The sequence below is a fragment of the Mesorhizobium sp. 128a genome (genome assembly GCF_053848025.1).
Genome location: NZ_JBSPKY010000018.1, coordinates 33688 through 56878 on the forward strand (window position 1 = coordinate 33688; position 23191 = coordinate 56878).

Consider the following 23191-nt stretch of genomic DNA (forward strand, 5'->3'; position numbering starts at 1 on the left):
GGCTTCGCATTCGTGGGGCCGATCGTGGAATGGCTGTGTAGCGATGTTGGGGAACCATTCGGAAGATAGGGGAAGGTTCTCGATTCTGGCCCACGAAAACGGTGAAGCTTGCGATCAATTGCCTATGTTTCCCAGAAACGGATGCGCCGTTCGGCGGCTTTCACGCGGAGGCGCACCGACGCATGACGCCTACCGTATCGGCGTCTCGCCGCGAAACAGCGGCTGGTGCGCCCGCATCAAGGTGGCAATCCGGTCGGCGACCTTTCGTACCGGCGCGGAGTGACGTTCATCGTGATGGGTGACGACCCATTGGTCGGTTTCGAGTTCGGGCAGCGGCTGGGCGACGCGAACCAGTCGCGGATCGCTGTCACCGACGAAGCACGGGAAGATCGAAAGGCCGGCGCCGGCGGCCACCAGTTCGCGCACCGAATGGCTGTCGTTGCCGCGTACGGCGATGCGGTCGCCGTGATGGGCTTGTAGCCAGCGCGCCGAGGCTATGTTTGCCCCTTCACCGGTGACGCCGACGAACAATCCGGCGGCGACGCCGTTGATCAGATGACGTCCGGAGTAAATGGCGTGGGCCACCTTGCCGCTCTGACGGCCCGCCAGCCAACGCTCGGTCGGGCGCTCGCTGCGGATGCCGATGTCGGCGGCGCGGCGGCCGATGTCGACCCGGTCAGTGGTGGTGACGAGTTCCAGCCTTATGCCGTCATCGACCGTCCAGATATCGCCGATATGGGCGGAAATGAAGGCTGAGGTCCATGGCCCGGCCGAGACGCGGACAATACGGTCGGGCAGGGTTCCTTCGCGCCAGCGGGTCAGCGATCGCATTGCCGCCTCGACGTCCTCGGCGCGCCGCAGCAGGTCCTCGCCGACCGCTGTCAGCCGGTAGCCGGTCTGCTGACGAACGAAGAGCGGTTCGCCGATCTGCTTTTCGAGCGCGGTGACGCGTCGTCCGAGGGTGGCCGCGCTGAGGCGCGTGGTTGTCGTCGCCGCGCTCAAGCCACCCAGCCGCGCAACGTCCAGAAACAACCTCAGATCGTCCCAGTCGATATCCATTTTTCAGAAATGAAAAACTCCTTGCGACCTTGGCTGTAGCGCGAAGGGGCATCACGCGCAAGTATGTAGCTATTGGAAGCGTTGAACAATTCCTGCGTGGAAGACAGTGACAATCGCTTCAACGGCCCAAAGCCAGCACAATCCTGTCGGCGGCGAATGAGCCAAGGGGTGTACGCTTTGCGCTTTCGAGTAACCCAAACGCGGAGCGTTCCGCGCACCAAGGGAGACGACCATGCCTTATGACCTTCGACGCCGTTTCGCTCGTTGGCTTGCCTATCGCCAGACGCTTGCAAGCTTGAGGCGGGTTCCGGAGCGCACGCTGGAAGATGCCGGCATTTCCCGCGAAGACATCCGCGAGCATGCCCGCTATGTCACCCTGCGTCGCTAGCACAATGGAGGCGGATGATCGAGCTTTCGGAGGGGCGCTCGGTGCCGCGCATCGGGGTCGGTACCTGGGCGGCCGGTGCGCTGGCCTCGTCAGCCGATCGATACTCCTCAACCGCCGAGCTGCGGCTAAATTGCGCCAATGCGGCGGCCATGCTTGATGCCGCCGCACTTTCGCTCCACATCGTGAGGGATGAAGGACGAGACATTTGAGCGGCGGCGGACTTTGCTGTGGGCCTTGCCCGCATCGCTGATCCTGCATGTGCTCATCGCCGCGCTCCTGATCTACCGGCTGCCCATGCCTCCTGAACAGCCGCAGGAGGAGCCGGTCAATGTCGCGCTGGTGCCTCCGCCGGAGCTGCCAAAGAAGCCCGAGGTGAAAAAGCCACCGGAACCGAAAGTGGAAAAACCGCCCGAGCGGAAGGTTGAAAAGCCTGAATCGCAAGAGCTGCCGCCCATCCCGGTCCTGAAGCCTGTTTTTCAGTTCGGCGACAAAGACACCGGCCCCAGGAAATCGCTGGAAGGCGGCAGTGCTCAAGACAACGCGCCGTCGCCGGGCAAGGCTGACGATACAAAGCCGGCTGCCGTGCCAAAGGATGCAGAAAGCAAACCCGCTTCAGCGCCCGACGCCGGAGGGTCGACAGAGCCGGCCAAGATTGACGAGAAGCCGGGAGCAGACAAACAGGAAGCCGAGGCCTCTGACGCCGACAAACAGGCATCCGCGGCCACAATGCCTTTGGCCGTTCCTGGGGACGACGGTGAGATCGACCTTCCCACGTCGGCCCAAGCGCCGAAGCCTAGACCCGACAGTACGCCGAAACCCACCCCTGCAAAGGTCTCGAAGTCTGGAAGCGGGAGCGCCAGCAGACCAAGCTCAACAAACGTGGCCGCTGCCAGGGCCTATTCGGGCCTTCCGGGCGTCCGCAGGCTCTACTCGCAAGGCGCTTCAGGCGACGCGTTCGCCACGACTGCGATAGATGGCCTGCCGCGCGATGAGAGGGCCGGCCAGCTTTGCTTCAGTGTCTTGGGACAGGAGTTGGAAGGCGGCTCATATGATCCATACGCGTGGCCCCTTTATGTGCTGAAGGAGGGCAACGTCATCGCCCAGCCGCATGCTCATTTCCTCACGCGAACAAAAACATGGTACGATCTGAGCTTCCGCTGCGAAATCGACGCCAATGCGACGCGGGTCGTGTCGTTCGCCTTTCGTGTTGGAGCGCCCAACTCGCCCGAGGAAAGCGCCCGCCTTGAGTTGCAAATTCGCCGGTAGCGCACTCCTGCGCAAACAGGGTCGCCTGCAATCCTTACCGATTGGCTTTGCGCCACTCCTCGTATTCGCCGCGGGCATCGTCATGCAGCGGATAGTAGCGCTGCAGCGGCGCGCCCTGCATCAGCTTCATGCGGGAGAATTCCTCCCAATCGTGATGCTTGCGTGATTCTTCAATCACCGTTGCGGCCATTGCGACGGGAAGCACCACCACCCCATCGTCGTCGGCGACGATGATGTCGCCGGGGATGACCGTGACGCCGCCGCAGGCAATCGGAACGTTGACGGCATTGGGATAGATGCTGGTCTGGACGTGATAATTTGGCGTCCAGCCGCGCAGCCACAGGGGCAGATCGAGCTTTTCGACATTGGGCCGATCACGCATGCATCCGTCTATGACGATGCCCGCACCGCCTCTGCCCTTGAAATAGGTCGACATCATATCGCCGAAGACGCCCGAACTCATGTCGCCGCGCGCGTCGACGACGACCACATCGCCTTCCTGCGCGTGGTAGAGCACGTGCCGGTGCAACTGCGTTTCGGGATCGGCGTATTCTCCCTCGCTGAAGAGGTCAGGCCGCTGCGGCAGGAACTGCAGCGTCAGCGCCGGCCCGACGATCGACTTCCCATGGTTCTGCGCCACCGGACCGACCATATGCGGATTGCGGAAGCCCATATGGCCGAGCGTGCCGGCGACCGTCGCTGCACCGATTTCTCTCAGCGCGTCGATCAGGTCTTTGGGCGGTCGCGTGATGTCGGGAGTATGCGTCATTTTGGACTCCGGTTGACGTTGAACTACCAGTTCGTAACTGAACCATCGCGGCGCTTGAGGTGAGGCGCTTCCCAGAAGCGGAAGCTCTGCGCCTGGATCGCCTCCTCGTTGATCTCGACGCCCAGTCCCGGCAAATCGCTGACCGGGTAATCGGGGCCGCTTAGCCGTGGTTGCACGGGAAAGAACTCGGAATTATCGAAACCCAGCTTCCTTTCCGGCGCCCTGGTCTCGAGCCACGCGAAATTCGGCACTGCCGCGGCGAGATGGATGGTTGCGGCCGTGCAGACTGGGCCAAGGGGATTGTGCGGCATCAGGTCCACATAATGCGCTTCGCTCCAGCCAGCGACCTTCATCGCCTCGGTGAGCCCGCCGACATTGCAAACATCGAGCCGGTTGAATTGGTGGATGCCGCGCTCGATGTACGGCAGAAACTGCCACTTGCTGGCAAATTCCTCGCCGATGGCGAACGGGATGTCGGTCATCGTGCGCAGGGATTCGTAGGCCTCTGGCGTCTCGTCGCGTATCGGCTCTTCAAGAAAATCGAGCACGCCACGGCCGAGCTTGTTGCAGAAGCTCGCCGCCTCGGCCACGGACAGCCGATGATGATAGTCGATACCAAGGACGACGTCATCGCCCAGCACCTCGCGTGCTTTGTTCAGCATGCTCGCGGTCGCGCCGATCGACTCGCGCGGCTCGAAGATGTCTCCGCTGCTTTGCCCGATGGGGAAGAAGCGGATCGCCTGCCACCCCTGCGCGCACAGTTCCCGGGCTCGTTCGATGGCAACATCGCCCTCGGCCTCATCTCCGGTCGAGGCGAAGGTGGGGATGCGGTCGCGCTGTTTGCCGCCGAGTAACTGGTAGACCGGCACCCCCAGCGCCTTGCCCTTGATGTCGTGAAGGGCAATGTCGATGGCGGAAATCGCCGCCTGCAGAACGCGCCCGCCTTCGAAGTACTGGCTACGATAGACCTCTTGCCAGATCCGCCCGATCTGCATCGGGTCGCGGCCGATGAGAAATTCGCGATAGTGCTCGAGCGCGCCGGCCACGGCCATTTCGCGACCGCTCAACCCGCTCTCGCCCCAACCGAAGATGCCCTGGTCGGTCTCGACCTTGACGAGCATCTGGTTGCGCGTTCCCACCCATACCGGATAAGGCTTGATCGCCCTGATCTTAAGCTTCGTGACCATTCACACGCATTCCCCGATTGCATCCGCCCCTGTCTCAATCGGCCTGGAGGGCCATCTCCGTTTCGCCGTCGAACAGATGGATGCGTTCCTGATCGAACTCGAGCCAGATGTGCTCGTCGGGTGTGACGGCGATGTTGGGAGACACGCTGATGTTCACGATCGCGCCGGAGAGGAACGCCTGCACGAAGGTGACGTCACCGGTTGGTTCCACCGTATAGGCCTTGGCCGGAATGGCGCCGGGGGCAGCGCTCTTGTGCAGCCTGATCGTCGAATGTCGCGCGCCGAGCACGACCCTCCTGGTGGTTGCTCGCAGGACCTTGCGCGCGTTGAGTTGCGACAGCGGGAGGCTCCAGCCTTCCGCGCTCGTCAGAACGGTGCTGCCGTTTGCGGTCGATGCCTCTAGCGGGATCAGGCTCATCGCCGGGCTGCCGACGAAGCTGGCAACGAACATGTTGGCGGGATGGGCGAAAACCTGCGCCGGCGAATCGTATTGCTGCAGGTGGCCGCCGTTCATCACAGCCATCCTGTCCGCCATGGTCACTGCCTCGAGTTGGTCGTGTGTCACATAGACAATCGTCGCCTTGAGGTCCTGGTGGAACCGCTTGATTTCGGACCGCATCTGCACGCGCAGCTTTGCGTCCAGATTGGAGAGCGGTTCGTCCATCAGGAATACCGCCGGATCTCGAACCAGGGCGCGACCCAGGGCAACGCGCTGCTGTTGCCCGCCCGAAAGTTCGCGTGGCTTGCGCTCGAGCAGCTGAGTCATATCGAGCACCCGCGCCGCTTCCCTGACCTTCTTGTCGATCTCGCCCCTGGGCAGCTTGCGCATTTGCAGCGGGAAGGCGAGGTTCATATAGACCGACTTCTGCGGATAGAGCGCATAGTTCTGGAACACCATTGCGATGTCCCGGTCCTTGGGGTCGAGGTCGTTGACCACCCGGTCGCCGATGAAGATATCGCCCGACGTGATCGGGATCAGCCCGGCGATGAGATTGAGCGTCGTCGTCTTGCCGCAGCCCGAGGGGCCGACAAGCGCAACGAATTCACCGTCATTGACCGTCAGCGAGACATTGTTGACGGCTTTGAAGCTGCCATAGGTCTTGACCAGATCTTTGAGGACCACGTGGGCCATCGGCAGCTCCTTAGTGCTTGACCGCGCCTTCTGTAAGGGCGCGTACGAAGTATCGTTGCAGGACGAGGAATAGCACCACGACGGGCACGCTCATCATGAAGCTGGCCGCCATCAGACCCGGAAAATCCGTCGTATTTTCCGAGAAGAAGCGCTGGATACCGACCGGCAGTGTCAACTGCTCGTTCTTTGACAGGAATGTATAGGCGTAGATGTACTCGTTCCACGCGCCGATAAAGGAATAGATCGCCGTGGCGATGATCCCCGGCGTCGAGAGCGGCATCACGATCAGGATAAAGGCCTGGAACCGTGTTGCCCCATCGATGCGCGCGGCCTGCTCGAGTTGCACCGGAATGTTGTCGTAGAAGCCCTTGAGCAGCCAGATCGCCAGCGGCAAGCCGAATGTGAGGTAGGTGAGGATGAGCGATCCATGCGTGTTCACCAGCCCCAGCATGCGCATCAGGATGAAGAGGGGTACCAGAAAGATCACGGCCGGAAACATGTTGCGCAGCAGCACGGTGAAGAACAGGAAGTTCCGGCCGGGGAAACGGAAGCGCGAAAACGCGTAGGCCGCAGGGACAGCCACGATCACCGAAAGGATTGTCGTGGCGGTCGACACGAAAAGGCTGTTCCAGAAGAAGCGGAGGAAGTCCTGGCCGACACTGTTCTGCGGATCGAGCAGCTTCTGGTAGCTGGCGAGGGTGGGTTCGTCGGGCCACCATTGCGGCGGGAATTGCATCGCCGCGAACCCGGATTTGATCGAAGTGATCAGCATCCAGACCATCGGCAACGCTGTGTAGAGCAGCATGAACACGAGGAAGATGCGTCCGGCCCACCGCCATCCGTCGACGCCCCCGCGGCGACGGGACCGGCTTCGAGAGGCAGTCTCGGCAATCGTGCTCATGAGTTCGCCTCTTTCCGTTCGTTGCCGCTCAGCGCACGGACGTAGAAGTAGCCCAGCGTCATCATGAACAGGAAGAGGAGCACCGAGTAGGCCGAAGCCACCCCCCAGCGCTGCCGGCCGAAGGCGAGTTCGTAAATATGGGTAATCCAGATATGAGATGCATTGGACGGCCCGCCCCCGGTCATGATCCAGGGGATGATGAACGAATTGAAGTTGGCCACCGCGAGCAGCAGGATCGTCACCGTCGAAACGTCCCTCAGGTGCGGGAAGGTGACGTGCCAGAAGCGCTGCCACGCATTGGCCCCGTCGACTTTGGCGGCGCGCAGCAACTGGTCGGGAACTGTCTGCAGGCCGGCCATCATCATGATCATGGCAAACGGAAACTCGCGCCAGATATTGACGACGATCAGGGAGGGCAACACCGTGCTGACGCTGTCGATGAAGTTCGGCGGCCGGTCGGTCAACCCGAGGCCGACCAGCACCGCGCCGATGATGCCGAAATCCGAATGGTAGATCCACTTCCAGATATAGGAGGCGGCGACCGCGCTGATAACCCAGGGAATGATCAGGATGGCGCGCAGGACGCCACGGCCGACAAAGTCGCGGTGGAGCGCCAGCGCGGCGGCAAAGCCGAGGGCGAAGGAGACGAAGGTGGATGCCAATGTCCAGACAAGGGTGTTCCAGGTGACTTTCCAGAACACCTCACTTGTGAGGATGGCCGTGTAGTTGTCGAAGCCGATGAAGATCTTGTCGCGGAGCTGCAGGCCCGGCGGCGTATTAAAGAACGACAGCTCGACCGTGTAGTAGATCGGGTAAGCGATGACGATGAGCATCACGACGATCGCAGGCAGCACATACGCGTAGTCTGCGCGATGCTCCCAGATATTCCGCCGCAGCAGGCTCCAACGAGCGGGCCGCAACTCTTGCCGAGCCCCGGCCTTGCCGGTCACGATCGTCACTTTGGCGTGCCCTTGTTCTTCGGAACGAACCGGCTGCACTCTCGGCGCAGCCGGTGGATGGCAGGTCAGGCTTCGGCTAGAGTCCGCCGCCCATCAGCTCTTTCACCCTCTTGGCCGCGTCGTCCGCTGCCTGGTCGACGGTCATCGCTCCGGTCAGGGCGTTCTGCAGCATGTCCGGGATGATGATGTTCATGATCTCGGGGGACTGCGGCAGCGCTGGGAACGGGATGCCGTATGGCAACATCGAAGTCGTGACATCGAGGAACTTGATGTGGTCCAGACGTTCCTTCATCCATTTGGTCTTGAAGCCGTTTAAGTTGCCGGGGTTCGAACCGGCATAGGCCATCTTCAGCGACCATTCCGGGCTCGTCCACATGCAGATGATGGCCTTTGCCGCCGGCTCGTCTACCTTGCCGCCCTCGACATATTCGGGCTTGAGGATGTGAATGTTCGAGCCGCCGAACACGACTGCGCGCTTGCCGTCCGGGCCAGTCGGTATCAGCCCATAGCGCATGTTGTCGATAACGGTCTGCGCCTTGTCCTTGTCGGTGCCGGTCGCCTTCTTCTGCAGGTCGAGCATGACGTTATAGTCGGACGGGTGCGAGACCATCATGCCAAGCTGGCCTGCCAGGAACAGGGGCTGGTTGTCTGCCTGCTGGTTGGTGAGTGCCGAGACCGGAACCGATTTGTCCCGAACATACATGTCGTAGGAGGCCTGCAGCGCCGCCTTGCTTTGCGGGCTGTTGAGTTGGATCTCCTTGTAGGTCGGGTTCGCCGTAGCTTCGTCGAAGACGCCGCCGCCATAGGCCCACAGCTGCGGCATGAAACGGTACGGCGTATTGCCGGCATTCTTGCGGGCCACAAGGCCGTAACCGGCAATGCCAAGCTTGTCGTGGATTTGCTTGGAATCCTTGACCACGTCGTCCCAGGTTGCCGGAGCCTTGTCCGGATCGAGGCCCGCACGCTTGAAGATATCGGCATTCCAGATGAACGCCATCGTCTCGTTGTTGGTTGGAATGCCGTAGGTCACCCCGTCCCAGGTTACGGCCTTCATGGCGCCGGGCCAGAAGTCGTCGGTCGAATACCCTACATCCTCCGGCTTGAGCGGCTGCAGATAGCCCTTGGAGGCGAATTCGGTGCCACCGAGGATTTGCAGGCGCACCGCCATCGGCGCGGCATTGCCAAGGAGCGCCGTGCGGAACTTGTCGAGGAGGTCGTTGTAGGTGAGAGCTTGTTCTTCCAACTGGATGTTCGGGTAGGTCTTGCGGAAGGTTTCGAAGAAATCCTTGTAATACTGGCGCAGGAGGTCGGGGTCGCCCTCGAACACGCCCTGATACCAGAAAGTCAGTCGCCCCTTGTAGTCGAGAGGGGTGACCTTGGCGCAATCGGCCGCCGTGTCAAAGTCCTGTGTGCCCGCAATGGAGCGCACATATTCCGGCGACCACTTGCTCAAGTCGACCGGCGCCGCAGCCAGCGCCGGTGCGGACATCAACGATACCATCAAAGCAGTGGAGACAGTGCCGCGCAGGACGGCACCGCCGAGTGAAATCCTCGTCATAGGTATCCTCCAGGTTTCTCTCCCACGCCGCTCTGCGTCGAGGCGAGCGGTCCTGCTCGTCGGTTTCGGGACGTTTTCCGTTCGATGTATCCCTTCGAGCCATTCGTACGTTTTCAGATCGTGAATTATCTGTCAACGCGATAAATCGTACATTGTTTATGGAAACCGTGCATGATATCCAACAGAAATGTGTATTGTTGAGGGGAGCCGGCCTTGGCCGAAGCAAGCGATTTCAAAGCGGAGCCACCCGAAGGGATCGACCCTATCGGAGCCTCCAGTGAGGGCGCGTCGCTTTATCAACTGATCAGGGATGACATCATCGAGGGGCGGCTCGCCGCCAACGAACGGCTTGTGGTCACTGATCTCGCCCGGCGTCACGGTACCTCGACCAACCCCGTGCGCGAGGCTCTGCAGCTGTTGCGCGGCGAGGGCTTTGTCACCTTTGTTGCCAACCGTGGGGCGCGCGTCCGGCCTATAGACCAGGATTTTGTTCGGGATATCTACGAGATCGGAGTCCTGATCGAGCCAGCCCTGACGCGATGGTTTGTGAATATGGCTACCGTCGAGGACATTGCCGAACTCGAACGTATCCAGAGCCTGATTGAAGAGAACAACTTTGCCGACACGTTCAGGCACAGCGAGCTGGATACCGCCTTTCACACCGTGATGTACCAGAGGCATTACAACCGGCATGCCGCCGAGCTTTGGTGGAAGCATCGCGAAGTGCTGCGGGCTGTGAGCCGGCGTTTCAATTTCACACTCGCCCGGCGTGCCGCAATCCTTCGCGAGCACCGCGAGCTCATCGCGCATGTAAAAGCGGGAAATGCCGACGAGGCCGCCGAACTGATTGCGCGCCATGTCGAGGGCTCCGGCCGGCATGTCCTCGAGCACATGCGCGCGCGTAACGCCGCTCGGGCGGGTTAGAACATCCGGTCCGGAACGTCGTTATCCCAACCGAATTCAGACAAAGGTAGTTGAGATGAAAATCACGAGCATTCGGCCGTGGCTGATCAAGTCCGATGCCTCTTATTGGGGAGAGTTCCTGTTCGTCGAAGTGACGACCGACGAGGGGGTGAGCGGCTGGGGGGAGATCACTACGACGACAAGGCTCGCCAACCGCGCCCTCTGCACGATCCTGCGGCAGATCGGTGCCGCAGTCACAGGTGAGGACCCGGCGCGTATCGAGTATTTGTGGCACAAGGTGTTCCGCAGCTTCACCTACATGGGCAGCCGCGGCGCCGCCGTCGAATGCGTGAGCGCCATCGACATAGCTCTCTGGGACATAAGGGGAAAAGTTCTTGGCAAGCCGATCTACGAGCTGCTGGGCGGACCGGTACGTGATGAAATCGCGCTCTATACCCATCCCAACCAACGCAAGTTTACCAGCAAGGAGGCTGTGGTCCGCGAAATTCGAGACATCGTCGAGTCCGGCCACACCGGGCTGAAGTTCGATCCTTTCCCCCACCAGGGTCACACCGCCGATGGCTTGTCGCGCGAACAGCGGGATGGCTACCTCGATGGCAGCATGACCCGCAAGGACGAGCGCGAGGCCGCCGAACTGACGGCACTGATCCGCGAAACGGCGGGGCCTGATGTCGACATTCTCATCGACGCGCATGGCCGCTTCGACGTTCCTACCGCCATTCGCCTCTGCCGGAGCCTCGAGGAAGCCGGCCAGATCGATTGGTTTGAGGAGCCTTGCCCGCCCGAGAGCCTCAATGCCCTCAAGCAGGTGCGTGAGAAGGTCAGCGCCCCTATCTCGTGGGGCGAGCGCGGCCACACGAAATGGGATTTCGTGCCGGTGCTCGAGAACAAGCTCGCCGACTACATCATGCCGGACGTGACCTGGACCGGCGGCATTACCGAACTCAAGAAGATTTCTGCCCTGTGCGAAGCCTACTACATCCCGGTATCGCCGCATGACGCGGCGGGACCGATCAACGTGGTTGCGGGAGCGCAGGTGATGATGACGGTTCCCAACTTCTACAAGCTCGAAACGTCGGAGTGGAACCTGGGCAAATACGATCACCTCATCGACCGACCACTCGATGTCTCGAACGGCAATCTCAAGCTGACGTCGAAAGCCGGTCTGGGTGTTGAGATGAACCGCGACTATCTGCAGGCCCACGAGATAGACCTTGCCTAGCGACGCTCTGCCCCGGCGCAGTGTGCGGGCGCCAGTCGCAGCCAATCAGAACGAGGATAAGTCATGCCAAAGACGGACGCAGCCGGCGAGGTGCTCGATCGGGTGAACACGAACTCCAGGCCGAGCGAATTGCGCATCACCGATTTGCGCGTTGCCGAGATTGTCGGCGCGCCATTCACCTCGGCGCTGGTCAAGATCTACACCAACCAGGGCATCGTCGGTTTCGGCGAAGTGCGCGACGGCGCCAGCGCGACCTATGCGCTGATGCTCAAGAGCCGGTTGCTGGGCGAGAACCCGTGTGACGTCGACCGGCTGTTCCGTCGCATCAAACAATTTGGCGGCCATGGCCGGCAAGGCGGCGGTGTCTCGGCCATCGAGATCGCGCTGTGGGACCTCGCCGGCAAGGCCTATGGCGTACCGATCTATCAGATGCTCGGGGGACGGTTTCGCGACAAGGTGCGCGTCTATTGCGATACCGACGCCGACAAGCCCAGCGGCACTGAGACCGGCAAGCGGCTCAAGGCGCGGATGGATCTCGGCTTCACCTTCCTCAAGATGGATCTCGGGCTGGCGCAGATCTCGCACATACCGGGCGCGGTGGTGGCGCCGGCCGGCGTACTTGACGGTTTGTACTCGCATGCCAGCCGTAGTCCGGCACGCACGCTGGAGGAACGCCGGGCCCGCAACCTCGCCTATGATGCGCAGAACGTGCCGCACCCCTTCACCGGCCTCCATTTCACCGAAAAGGGCATCGACTTGCTCGATCAGTACATCCACGAGGTCCGCGAGGTGATCGGCTATGAGGTCCCGCTCGCGATCGACCATGTCGGCCACATCTCGCTGCAGGACGGCATCCGTCTCGCCCGGCGGATCGAGAAGTACGCACCGGCCTGGCTCGAGGACGTGATTCCCTGGCAGTACACCGAGCAGTATCGCCAGTTGCAGCAGGCTACGTCGGTGCCGATCTGCACGGGTGAGGACATCTACCTCAAGGAGGCTTTCGAACCGCTGCTCAGCGCCGGCATCTCCGTCATCCACCCGGACCTGCTGACGTCAGGCGGCATCCTCGAAACCAAGAAGATCGGCGACGCGGCGCAGGACCACGGCGTTGCCATGGCCATTCACATGGCCGAAAGCCCGATTGCGGCGATGGCCGCCGCTCATGTCGCGGTGGCAACGGAAAACTTCATGGCGCTCGAATATCACAGCGTCGAAGTGGACTGGTGGGACGATATCGTCACCGGCCTGCCCAGGCCGCTGGTCAAGGATGGCTTTATCACCGTACCGGACAAGCCGGGCCTCGGCATCGACGACGTGGTCGACGAGGTGATCAGCAAGCATCTGCAGCCTGGTGTCACTGGGATATGGCAATCCACCGAGCATTGGGACAATGAATATAGCTGGGACCGGACCTGGAGTTAGCCCAGACCCCCTGTCCTCATTCTCCCCAGGCTGACAGGGCCAACGACCGACCATTCGTGTCGACCTCTCCCAAGGGAGAGGCGAAGAAAGAAACGGACGAAACCATGATCTACGAACTGCGTATCTATGACTGCCTGCCGGGCCAGTTGCCGGCGCTGCTCAAGCGTTTCAACGACCATACCTTGGCGCTGTGGGATAGGCACGGCATCCGCCAGGCCGGGTTCTTCACCACGGTGGTCGGCGAAAGCAGCAATCGACTGACCTATTTTGTCGCCTGGGAATCCCTTGCCGAGCGCGAAGTGAAATGGAAGGCTTTCACCACTGATCCGGCATGGCTCAAGGTCCGCGACGAGTCCGAGCGCGATGGCCCGATCCTGGCCAATATTTCCAGCCAGTTTCTCGCGCCAACCGCCTTCTCGTCGGTGAAATAGAGGACATGATGAAAATCACCGATCTCCGGTGCGCCGTCATCGGCAAGCATCCCGTCGTCCGCATCGTCACCGAGGAGGGCCTTTATGGCCTCGGCGAGGTTGAGTACACCAAGCCTTATCTCAAGCCTTGGGTGCTGCATTTCCGCGACGCGCTGATCGGCGAGGACCCGACGGACGTCGAACGCTGCATGCTGAAGATCCGCCAGCGCGGCTCGTTCAAGCCCTATGGCGCCGCCGTCAGCGCCATCGAGCATGCGCTGTGGGATATTGCCGGCAAGGCGGCCGGCGTCCCGGTCTACAAGCTGCTCGGCGGCAAGGTCCGCGACCAAGTTCGGGTCTATAACGGCTCGATCCGCAGGAAGCGCACCGGCGACAAGCCGGAAGATTATGCGGCCGACGTCAAATGGATGATGGAGCGGCCGGAAAACTTCTTCATGGTCAAGCAAGGCATCAGCTTTCACTCCAACATGAAGACCTCCGTACCCGACTTCCACTATGGCGTGCGCCAGCCGCCGACCTATCACGGCGCGATGGACCAGGGGCAGATCAGCGAGCGCGGCATGGCGCATATGATCGAATGCGTCATCGCCATGAAGGAGGTGCTCGGCGACAAGGTCTCTCTGGCGCTGGATTGCGGCCCCGGCTGGTTTCTGCCGGACGCCATCCGCTTTGCGCAGGCAGTCGAGAAATACAATCTGATGTGGCTGGAGGACATGCTGACCGGCGACTACGTGCCTTGGGTCAATCCGCAGGCTTATCGCGAACTCACGACATCCACCTCCACCCCGATCCACACGGGAGAGCAGATCTATCTGCGCCATAACTTCAAGGAGCTGATCGAAACCCAAGCTGTCCGCGTCATCGGTCCAGACCCTGCCGATATCGGTGGCATCGCCGAACTCAAATGGGTGGCCGAACATGCCTACATGCACTCAATCATGATGGCGCCGCACGGCACGGCGAACGGGCTCCTCGGTCTTGGCGCGCTGATCAACGTCTGCGCCACCTTACCCGCCAACTACATCGCCTTCGAATACCCTAGCGCTTCCGACCCCTGGTGGGAGGATATCGTCATCGGACTGCCGAAGCAGATCGTCAGGGATTCGATGGTCAACCTGCTCGAAGCGCCGGGATTGGGTCTCGACATCGACGCCAAGGGAGCGAAAAAATATCTCGCGGAAGAGGACGCCGGTTTCTTCGACTAACGTAAGGCAGCCGGACGGATCGGCCGCCGAGGGTTCTGACCCCGCCGGAGCGCCTTTTCGCGCTCTCGCCAATAAAAGCCAACCGCCACGCTTTCGAAATAGCGTTGGAATACTTTTACGATTTCCGCGCGAACTATCTTTAAACCTGTTAGTGCGATACCTACGTCATTTGTTGTAGTGTCTATCAAGGCAACACCGATGTGAGATAACTCACGGCCACGTCGCCCCCACTGGGGACTCGGGACGCGCGGTCATTTTTCCATACAATGAGCAGCCCAAACGTTCGACACGCCCTTGAGTGCGTCGAGCGTGTCGTTGCGCAAGCTCCCCGCTTCATAAATCAACACCAACCGGGTGGCCGGCGGGTGAACGAACCTGCGCGCTCCATAGGAGAGAAAAGATGGAAGCCCTACAATATCTCAGCCCGATCGGATGGACGGCGATCGAAATAGCCGTGCTGGTCATCGTGCTGGCGATCCTGTTCTGGTGGAGCGGCGTGGTCCGCTACATCCCAAACGACAGGCTCGGCATCCTGGAAAAACTATGGAGCTTTCGCGGCTCCGTCAGTAGTGGCTTCATTGCGCTCAACCGTGAGGCAGGCTACCAGCCGGAAGTTGTGCGCGGTGGCCTGCATTTCTTCATGCCGTTCCAATATTCGATGCATCGCGCCAATCTTGTCACCATCCCGCAGGGTCAGATCGGCTATGTCTTTGCCCGTGATGGCAAGCCGCTGCCTCCGACGCAGACACTTGCCTCCAACACCGACGCCGATGACTTCCAGGATGTACGCGGCTTTCTCGAAAAAGGCGGACAGAAAGGACCGCAACGCAAGATCTTGCGTGAAGGCACCTACGCCATAAATCTCGCACAATTCATCGTGCTCACCGCCCAGTCGATCTATGCCGTTAATCTAAGCTCGTCCGAACAAAACCTCTTTGCCAATATGTCCAGCATGATCTCGGAGCGCGGCGGCTTTGAGCCAATCGTCATCCATAATGCCGATGACATGATCGGCATCGTCACCATCCATGACGGTCCGGCCCTGCCGGACGGCGAGATCATCGCACCGACCGTCGCCAACGATCCGAACGACCCGAACTTCCACAACAATTTTCAGGACCCGGAGAAGTTTCTCAATGCCAGGGGCTACCGTGGCCGGCAGTTGCAGGTGCTGGCCGACGGTAGCTACTTCCTCAATCGCATTTTCGCGACCGTCGAACTGGTCGAGAAGACGATCATTGATGTTGGCACGGTGGGTGTCGTCGTCTCCTATAACGGTCGCCACGGCACGGATATATCCGGGCAGGCATACCGTCACGGCGAGCTGGTCGAAATCGGCGCACGCGGTGTCTGGTCAACGCCGCTACTGCCAGGCAAGTATGCGTTCAATACCTATGCCGGCAAAATCATCACCGTGCCGACCACCAACTTCGTGCTCAAATGGACGAAGGAGCAGTTTGGCGAACACCGGCTGGACGAGAACCTGTCTGAAGTGTCGTTGATCACCAAGGATGCGTTCGAGCCTGTGCTGCCACTCTCGGTCGTCGTGCATATCGACTATATGAAGGCGCCGCTCGTGGTGCAGCGTTTCGGTGACATCAAGCGGCTGGTCGAACAAACGCTCGATCCGATGGTCTCTGCCTACTTCAAGAATATCGCCCAGACAAAGACGCTGATCCAGCTTTTGCAGGAGCGTAGCGATATCCAGCGCAAATCGGGCGAGGAGATGCGCGAAAAATTCAATTCCTACAGCCTCGAGCTGCAGGAAGTGTTGATTGGTACGCCCCGTGCTGCCAATGGCCAGAACAGCATAGAGCAGATCCTGATCCAGCTGCGCGAGCGCCAGATCGCGGTCGAAAAGGTCGAGACTTATAAATTGCAGGAGAAGGCGGCCATTCAGGAACGCACGTTGCGTGAGAAGGAGGCGCTCGCCGAACAGCAAGCCAAGATCACGACGTCGGCACTTACCATCGAGATCAGTGAGAACGAGGGCAAGGCGCAACTGGCCCGCACCCGCCAGGAGGCGGAAACCATTCAGGTCACCGCCAAGGCAGAAGCCGAGAAGGTGCGTGTCGGCGGCCAGGGCGAGGCCGACATGATCAAGGCCGTCGCGCTTGCCGATGCCGAACGCATCAAGGCGACCGGTTTTGCGGAGGCCGAGAAGGTGCGAGCCATCGGTCTGGCGGAGGCCGAGGCCACCGAGAAGAAGGTCGCGGCCTTTGGCGGCCCGGACTATCAGCTCCACTCCCAGGTCCTCATACGCTTTGCCGAGGCGATCGAGACCGGCAGGCTGCCAATCGTGCCGCAGATCCAGATCGGTGCTACCGGTGGCGAGAAGGGGGCCGCCAATGGCCTTGTCGAGATGATGCTTTCGATGCTCGTTGCCGATCGGGTTGGACCGCAAACCCTACCGGATGAGATCCCGGCACCTGTTGAGGACGAATGATTGAGGATGGCCACGGCCCATTTTGCGCCCTGCTGGAAAACTGGGGCTGGGGCGGATTGCCGGGTGCCTGAGTATCGAAGGCGTCGGGCCGCCGGCTGACCAATCGGGCCGCCACGTTGTGGCGGCCCTCCGTCAGTCTTCAATTCTCTTGAGGCGATCCGACGGTCGCCGATCAATTGGCTGCCCAGGCGGGTGGCACAAAGCATCAAACTAGCAAGTAAGCCGGTCTGCCTGCTATCAGACAGGCGGCGTCGTCGTCTGATCATGGCGGCGCTGCTGCTGCCAGGTATCGACAGCAGGATTTCGAAAGCTTCCGGTCGCTTTGCGACCCGGCAAGCGATAGATTTGCGATAGACGACTGAACGTCAGGCGACGTCCAGCAGAAGCAGTGGGAGGAAGAATTGAAGGGTTTCATCTCAGGTCTCGCCGGAGGCGTCATGGCGCTGGCGATTTTGGGCTGCGCGAGCGCGCTTGCGGCCGACAAGGTTACCGTCGCGGTCACCGCGATCGTCGAGCATCCGTCGCTGGATGCGGCGCGCGCCGGCGTCAAGAAGGCACTGGAGGATGCCGGCTACAAGGAAGGTGACAATTTGACCTTCGAGTTCGAGTCGGCACAGGGACAGCCGGCCACCGCCGCGCAGATCGCGCAGAAATTCGCCGGCGAGAAGCCGAACGTCATCGTCGCCATCGCTACACCGTCGGCGCAGGCCGTGGTGTCGGCGACGCAGGATATTCCGGTGGTGTTCACCGCGGTGACCGATCCGGTCTCGGCGCAGATTGTCACCGACCGCGACCATCCCGGCGGCAACGTCACCGGCATTTCCGACTTCTCGCCGCTGGAACAGCAGCTCGACCTGATCCGGGAATTCCTGCCGTCGGCCGCCAAGATCGGCGTGCCCTTCAATCCGGCGGAATCGAACAGCATCGCGCTGCTGTCGGCGCTGAAGGAACTGGGCAAGGCCAAGGGCTTCGAGATCGTCGAAGCGCCGGCATCCAAGTCGGCCGATGTCGCGGGTGCGGCGCAGAATCTGGTCGGCAAGGTCGATGTCATCTACCTGCCGACCGACAACACGATCATCTCGGCGCTGGAGACGATCCTGGCCGTCGGCGCCGAAAACAAGCTGCCGGTGTTCTCGGCCGAGAACGACACCGTCAAGCGAGGGGCGATCGCCTCCGTCGGCTTCGACTATTATCAGGTCGGCCTTGAGACCGGTGCCATCGTGGTGCGCGTGCTCAAGGGCGAGAAGCCGGGCGACATCGCGGTGCGCAATGCAACCGGCACGGACCTGATGGTCAACGCCAAGGCCGCCGAGGCCATGGGTGTGACCATTCCGAAAAGCGTGCGCGACCGCGCCAAGCAGGTCATCGAATAGGACCGTTTCGCCTGGGCGCGATGCCGCGCCCTGCAGAACAAGACGGATCAGGCGTGGCGCGCAAGCGCCTCGCCTGATTTGCTAGAAGATAACGGAGCGGTTCATGAACCTGATTTCCCTGATCGGCGCTGTCGAGATCGGGCTTGTCTTCGCGCTCGTGGCGCTCGGCGTCTACATCTCGTTTCGCGTTCTCGACTTTCCCGATTTGACGGTTGACGGCTCGTTTCCGCTGGGTGCGGCGGTTGCAGCGGCGATGATCTCGGGCGGCATCAATCCCGTCACCGGCACGCTGGCGGCGATCGTCGCCGGCTGCCTTGCGGGCATCGTCACCGCCTGGCTGAACATCCGCTTCGGCATCCTGCATCTGCTCGCCGGTATCCTCACCATGACCGCGCTGTTCTCCGTCAATCTGCGCATCATGGGCCGGCCCAACATCCCGCTGATGAACCAACCGACGGTGATCGACCTGTTTGCTTGGTTGCGCCCGCTGGTGGAGGCTTCCGAACTGCCGGGAAGGCCGACGCTCAAGGTGCTGGCACTGCTGATCATCGTCAGTGCCGTCGGCGCCTTGCTTGCCCGCTTCCTGACCTCGGAGTTCGGCCTGGCGATGCGCGCCACCGGCGCCAATCCGCGCATGGCGCAGGCGCAAGGCATCCCGACCGAGATGCACACCTATATCGGCGTGGCGCTCGCCAATGGCCTCGTCGCGCTGGCGGGCGCGCTGTTTGCGCAGACCGCCGGTTTCGCCGATGTCACCGTCGGCACCGGCACGGCAATTGCCGGCCTTGCCGCCGTGATCCTGGGCGAGACGATCTTCCGGACGCGGTCGATCGTGATCGGCATCTTCTCCTGCGTCTTCGGTGCGATCGCCTATCGCATCGCCATCGCGCTGGCGCTGAACACCGGCTGGCTCGGCCTGCAGTCCTCCGACCTCAATCTCGTCACCGCCGTGCTGGTGGCGATGGCGCTGATCCTGCCCAAGGTCGCCAACCCGATGCGCAGCCTGTTGAAAAGGGGCGCGGCATGATCAGCCTCAGCGATGTTCACGTCACCTTCGGGCGCGGCACGCCGCTCGAACACCGCGCGCTGCGTGGCCTGAACTTGGTCATTCCCGAAGGCGAGTTCGTCACCGTCATCGGCTCCAACGGTGCCGGCAAATCGACGCTGCTCAATGTGCTGAGCGGCACGGCGAGGGCGGAGAAAGGTTCGATCGTCGTCGACGGCACCGAGGTCACCCGCTGGCCGGCGCCGAAGCGGGCGAAGCTGATCGCCCGCGTCTTCCAGGATCCCATGGCCGGCACCTGCGAGCGTCTGTCGATCGAGGAAAACATGGCGCTCGCTTTTTCGCGCGGCAGCGTGCGGAGCTTCGGCCGCGCGCTCGATGCCACCCGCCGTGCGTTGTTTCGCGAAAAACTGTCGATGCTGGGCCTCGGCCTGGAGAACCGCCTGAGCGATTCGATGGGGCTGTTGTCGGGCGGCCAGCGCCAGGCGGTCAGCCTGCTGATGTCGACGCTGACCGGCATGAAGATCCTGCTGCTGGACGAGCACACCGCAGCGCTCGACCCACGCACGGCGGCCTTCGTGCTCGACCTGACGCGCCGCATCGTCGAGGAGCAGAAACTGACCGCGCTGATGGTCACCCATTCGATGCGCGACGCGCTCGACCACGGCACGCGCACCGTCATGCTGCATGAGGGCACTATCGTGTTCGACATTGCCGGTGACCAGCGCAAGAGCCTTGACGTTCCCGATATGCTGAACCTGTTCCGGCAGGCGAGGGGAGATGAGCTCTCCGATGACAATCTGCTGCTTGGGATGGGCGCGAAGCAGGCAGCGGTAGGGGCGAGCAAGACGGCCTGAGGGCTGACCAACGTCTGTGTGCGGTGCTTCGAACAGCCTCTGGCACACTCGATCCCGCGGACCAGATCGCGACGACCATCATCCACGACTGTACCGTGCGCTGGGGCTCTTCCTGTTAATCGAATGGACTGGGTCGACATGGCGTTATCGCCTATTTGACACCTCTCGGCCGTGGGCACATAAATCGCGCCCCAAGTTAGGGAGACCCCGATGACTGTCGACCAGACGCTGCCGAATGCGCCGCCCGTTGAGGCCGGGGCCAGGCCCGACGTGACGACGCTGATCGTCTATTTCGGCGCGCTGATCGCGATGTTCATGGCCACCATCGACATGCAAATCGTCGTCACTGCCTTGCCCACCATTGCCGGTGAACTGGGCAATTTGCATCTGTTCGGCTGGGTGGGTGCTGCGTACCTGCTCTCGACTGCCGCGGTCTCGCCGTTCTACGGCAAGCTCGGGGATATGTATGGCCGCAAGAATGTGGTGCTGACGGCGATCGGCCTGTTCCTGCTGGGGTCGCTGGTCTGCGGCATGGCATGGTCGATGGAGAGCCTGATCGCCGCGCGCGTGCTGCAAGGCATAGGCGGCGGCGGCCTGATGGTGTCGGCCTTCGCCATGATCGGCGAATTGTTCGGACCGCGCGATCGTGCCAAATACCAGGGCTACAGTTCGGCGGTGTTTGCGCTGTCGTCGGTGCTCGGTCCGTTGGCCGGCGGCTACATCACCAGCCTGTTCGGCTGGCGCTGGGTGTTCCTGGTCAACCTGCCGATCGGCATCGTCGTGATGGCGGTGCTGGCCTTCGCCATGGGCAGCCGGTTCAACGAGAAGCGGCACCGCATCGACTATCTCGGCGGCGCGCTGCTCGCCATCGGCACAACGGCCATCGTCTATTGGGGCTATCATGTGCTCGACCTCTCAGGGCCGGACCTCTTCACCTTCGCGCTGCCGGTGCTGGCGCTGGTGGCAATATGCCTGTTCATCATGGTCGAGCGGCGGGCCGAGGAGCCGATCGTGCCGTTGCGGCTGTTCGGCAATTCGACGGTCAGCATCGTGTCCTGCGTGTCTCTGGTCGCCGGAACGGTGACGCTCGGCATGTTCTTCTATTTCGCCCTCTACATGCAGACGCTGACGGGTCTCAGCCCCGCCGAAGTCGGCTTTCTGTTCCTGCCGGCGTCGTTGACGTCGATGGTGATCTCGATCGTCGCCGGGCGGGTGATCGCGGCAACCGGACGCTACAAATGGATGCCGGTGGTGGCGATGGGGATTGGCGGGCTGTTGATGCTCGGCTTTGTCATCACCAACCAGCACACGCCGATCTGGGTGTTGGCGCTGATGATGGCCGTGTTCGGCGTCAGCATGGGCCTGCAATTCCAGGTGCTGATCGTGGCGATCCAGGCGGCGGCGCCTCTGCAGGACATCGGCGCGGTTACGTCGCTGATCACCCAGGCGCGGACGCTCGGAGCATCTCTCGGCCTGGCACTGAACGGCGCGGTGATGATCTGGGCGCTCAACGGGCAGACTGCCGAACTCCCAGCCGATGCTGCCGCCCTGCTGCCGCAGGGCCTGAACGGGTTGACCCCGCACCTCGCATCAAGCTTGCCGGTCGCGATCCGCGAAGTTGTGCTCGACCACTACTCCAGTGGTTTTAACGTGATGTTCATCTGGGTGGCGGCGCTCTATTTCGTTGCCATGGGGCTGACACTGCTGCTCGAGGATAAAGAGATTCCGAAGCGGGGCTGATGCGAAAGCTAGCTCTGCCCTTTGTGAGAGACTGCCACCGAATCAATCTCTACTTAAAGGAGACCTTTAGTTGAAATCGATCAAGGCGTTCCTTTTTCTCGCGCCAATAATTGGTTGGGGATTATCTATGATGGTGTGGAATTATCGCAAGCACCTGCTTGTAAAAAAATACAACGGTTATCGATCATTCGCCCACAATGATGGGGCGGGCCATGTTCGCGTAGACTGGGAAAATAATAAAATTACTCCCGAATTCTTGAATGAATGGGAGGAAGTAACGCGACCATATAAAGCAGTTGCATGGATTTTATCGGGCCTTTTGGTCGTTGACGTCGTCTTCATTTCAATCCTAGGCCTTTGAAATTTCCGGCTCGCGCGGGCTGACGCTGCCGCTGATGAGGATAAGGAAATCCCGAAACGGGGCTGAGCAACATATTTCATGCGCCGGCGCGGGCATCCGGCCATGAAAGGAAACCGATCCGGCGAGGAAAGCATGATTATCGACACCCATCTGCATCTGATCGACCTGTCGGCGCTGCGCTATCCCTGGCTTGGCGGCGTGCCGGCGCTCAACCGCGATTTTTCGCACGAAGAATATGCCACTCAGGCGCGGCGCGCGGGGATCGAGGCGGCGCTTCACATGGAGGTCGATGTCGATGCCGCCGACATCGAGGCCGAGACCAGCCATGTCAGGGCGCAGTCGCTGGAGGAGGGAAGCCTGCTCAGCGGCGCGATCGCGTCCTGCCGGCCGGAGGAGGGCGGCTTTGCCGACTATCTCGAGCGCCAGCAGGCCAATCCGTTCGTCAAGGGATTTCGTCGCGTGCTGCATGTCATGCCGGACGAGCTTTCGGACAGCGGGCTGTTTCGAGACAACATCAAACGGCTTGCCGGCACTGGGCTGACCTTCGATTTCGTCGTTCTGCCGCACCAGATTCCGCGCGCCATCGCGCTTGCCGACCTCGCACCCGATGTTCAGTTCGTGCTCGATCATTGTGGCGTGCCCGACATAAAGGGCAATGGCGAACATCCCTGGCGCGAGCACATGGCCGAGATCGCGCGGCGCCCCAATGTGACGGCCAAGATCTCTGGCGTGGTCGCTTACGCCGACGCCGGTTCGTGGACCGTCGAAACCTTGCGCCCCTATGTCGAGCACACGATCGGCAGTTTCGGCTGGGACCGGGTCGTGTGGGGAAGCGACTGGCCGGTGTGCACTCTGGGCGGCGGCCTGGCGACCTGGGTGGCTGCGACGCATGCGCTGATCGCCGGCGCAAGCACCGGCGAGCGGGCGAAGCTGCTGTCGGGTAACGCAAGGCGGATGTGGAGCCTGTAGTTTTCTGTCCGTGGCTGTC

Annotated in this window: 22 protein-coding genes; 15 read left to right on the forward strand and 7 right to left on the reverse strand. The window is 61.5% G+C overall.

Annotated features, from left to right (window positions below):
- Positions 1–189: 189 nt before the first annotated feature.
- Positions 190–1059: a LysR family transcriptional regulator gene (locus ACWTU9_RS25530; protein WP_455860725.1), complete on the reverse strand. Its 870-nt coding sequence runs from the start codon at positions 1057–1059 to the stop codon at positions 190–192.
- Positions 1060–1291: 232 nt separating this feature from the next.
- Here ACWTU9_RS25530 and ACWTU9_RS25535 point away from each other — a divergent pair, with 232 nt between their 5' ends.
- The 3 genes from ACWTU9_RS25535 to ACWTU9_RS25545 are packed head-to-tail and all read left to right on the forward strand — an operon-like array spanning position 1292 to position 2713.
- Entirely contained in the window at positions 1292–1447 is a 156-nt protein-coding gene (locus ACWTU9_RS25535; protein WP_455860726.1) for a DUF1127 domain-containing protein, read from the forward strand.
- 14 nt (positions 1448–1461) lie between these two features.
- Positions 1462–1656: a hypothetical protein gene (locus tag ACWTU9_RS25540; RefSeq protein ID WP_455860727.1), complete on the forward strand. Its 195-nt coding sequence runs from the start codon at positions 1462–1464 to the stop codon at positions 1654–1656.
- On the forward strand, positions 1637–2713 hold the full coding sequence (locus tag ACWTU9_RS25545; RefSeq protein ID WP_455860728.1) for a DUF930 domain-containing protein: 1077 nt from the start codon (positions 1637–1639) through the stop codon (positions 2711–2713). The genes ACWTU9_RS25540 and ACWTU9_RS25545 overlap by 20 nt, the downstream gene beginning before the upstream one ends.
- Positions 2714–2747: 34 nt before the next feature.
- Here the strand turns inward: ACWTU9_RS25545 and ACWTU9_RS25550 are convergent, their stop codons facing one another.
- The 6 genes from ACWTU9_RS25550 to ACWTU9_RS25575 all read right to left on the reverse strand — a co-directional run bounded on the left by ACWTU9_RS25550 (position 2748) and on the right by ACWTU9_RS25575 (position 9219).
- Positions 2748–3482 carry a ribonuclease activity regulator RraA gene (locus ACWTU9_RS25550; protein ID WP_454585383.1) on the reverse strand — a complete coding sequence of 245 codons (735 nt, stop codon included), beginning with the start codon at positions 3480–3482 and terminating at the stop codon, positions 2748–2750.
- Positions 3483–3505: 23 nt separating this feature from the next.
- Positions 3506–4669 carry a mandelate racemase/muconate lactonizing enzyme family protein gene (locus ACWTU9_RS25555; protein WP_455860729.1) on the reverse strand — a complete coding sequence of 388 codons (1164 nt, stop codon included), beginning with the start codon at positions 4667–4669 and terminating at the stop codon, positions 3506–3508.
- A gap of 34 nt (positions 4670–4703) precedes the next feature.
- A complete protein-coding gene (locus ACWTU9_RS25560) occupies positions 4704–5801 on the reverse strand; it encodes an ABC transporter ATP-binding protein (RefSeq protein ID WP_455860730.1) in 1098 nt (365 codons plus the stop codon).
- 10 nt (positions 5802–5811) lie between these two features.
- The gene (locus tag ACWTU9_RS25565; protein WP_454585380.1) at positions 5812–6702 is read right to left on the reverse strand and encodes a carbohydrate ABC transporter permease; all 891 of its coding nucleotides are present in this window, start codon (positions 6700–6702) and stop codon (positions 5812–5814) included.
- On the reverse strand, positions 6699–7661 hold the full coding sequence (locus tag ACWTU9_RS25570) for a carbohydrate ABC transporter permease (protein ID WP_454574706.1): 963 nt from the start codon (positions 7659–7661) through the stop codon (positions 6699–6701). Before ACWTU9_RS25570 ends, ACWTU9_RS25565 begins: the two co-directional genes overlap by 4 nt.
- A 76-nt stretch (positions 7662–7737) precedes the next feature.
- Positions 7738–9219, reverse strand: coding sequence for an ABC transporter substrate-binding protein (locus ACWTU9_RS25575; protein WP_455860731.1), 1482 nt, complete (start codon positions 9217–9219; stop codon positions 7738–7740).
- Positions 9220–9432: 213 nt separating this feature from the next.
- Here ACWTU9_RS25575 and ACWTU9_RS25580 point away from each other — a divergent pair, with 213 nt between their 5' ends.
- The 12 genes from ACWTU9_RS25580 to ACWTU9_RS25635 all read left to right on the forward strand — a co-directional run bounded on the left by ACWTU9_RS25580 (position 9433) and on the right by ACWTU9_RS25635 (position 23172).
- Entirely contained in the window at positions 9433–10143 is a 711-nt protein-coding gene (locus tag ACWTU9_RS25580; protein WP_455860732.1) for a GntR family transcriptional regulator, read from the forward strand.
- Complete coding sequence (locus ACWTU9_RS25585) at positions 10097–11365, forward strand: mandelate racemase/muconate lactonizing enzyme family protein (RefSeq protein ID WP_455860809.1); 1269 nt, start codon at positions 10097–10099, stop codon at positions 11363–11365. Before ACWTU9_RS25580 ends, ACWTU9_RS25585 begins: the two co-directional genes overlap by 47 nt.
- Before the next feature lie 63 nt (positions 11366–11428).
- Positions 11429–12787 (forward strand): mandelate racemase/muconate lactonizing enzyme family protein, encoded by a 1359-nt coding sequence (locus ACWTU9_RS25590; RefSeq protein WP_455860733.1) that lies wholly within the window; start codon positions 11429–11431, stop codon positions 12785–12787.
- A 104-nt stretch (positions 12788–12891) separates the two neighbouring features.
- A complete protein-coding gene (locus ACWTU9_RS25595; protein ID WP_455860734.1) occupies positions 12892–13218 on the forward strand; it encodes an NIPSNAP family protein in 327 nt (108 codons plus the stop codon).
- An 8-nt stretch (positions 13219–13226) separates the two neighbouring features.
- On the forward strand, positions 13227–14423 hold the full coding sequence (locus tag ACWTU9_RS25600) for a mandelate racemase/muconate lactonizing enzyme family protein (RefSeq protein WP_455860810.1): 1197 nt from the start codon (positions 13227–13229) through the stop codon (positions 14421–14423).
- Between the two features lie 400 nt (positions 14424–14823).
- Complete coding sequence (locus ACWTU9_RS25605; protein ID WP_455860735.1) at positions 14824–16869, forward strand: SPFH domain-containing protein; 2046 nt, start codon at positions 14824–14826, stop codon at positions 16867–16869.
- 437 nt (positions 16870–17306) lie between these two features.
- Positions 17307–18242 carry an ABC transporter substrate-binding protein gene (locus tag ACWTU9_RS25610; protein ID WP_454574933.1) on the forward strand — a complete coding sequence of 312 codons (936 nt, stop codon included), beginning with the start codon at positions 17307–17309 and terminating at the stop codon, positions 18240–18242.
- A gap of 103 nt (positions 18243–18345) precedes the next feature.
- Positions 18346–19269 carry an ABC transporter permease gene (locus ACWTU9_RS25615; protein WP_455860736.1) on the forward strand — a complete coding sequence of 308 codons (924 nt, stop codon included), beginning with the start codon at positions 18346–18348 and terminating at the stop codon, positions 19267–19269.
- On the forward strand, positions 19266–20102 hold the full coding sequence (locus ACWTU9_RS25620) for an ABC transporter ATP-binding protein (protein ID WP_455860737.1): 837 nt from the start codon (positions 19266–19268) through the stop codon (positions 20100–20102). Before ACWTU9_RS25615 ends, ACWTU9_RS25620 begins: the two co-directional genes overlap by 4 nt.
- A gap of 210 nt (positions 20103–20312) precedes the next feature.
- Positions 20313–21842, forward strand: a complete 1530-nt coding sequence (locus tag ACWTU9_RS25625) for an MDR family MFS transporter (protein WP_455860738.1) — start codon at positions 20313–20315, stop codon at positions 21840–21842.
- Between the two features lie 70 nt (positions 21843–21912).
- Positions 21913–22203, forward strand: coding sequence for a hypothetical protein (locus ACWTU9_RS25630; protein ID WP_455860739.1), 291 nt, complete (start codon positions 21913–21915; stop codon positions 22201–22203).
- A 132-nt stretch (positions 22204–22335) separates the two neighbouring features.
- A complete protein-coding gene (locus ACWTU9_RS25635; protein WP_455860740.1) occupies positions 22336–23172 on the forward strand; it encodes an amidohydrolase family protein in 837 nt (278 codons plus the stop codon).
- The last annotated feature ends 19 nt before the right edge of the window (positions 23173–23191 follow it).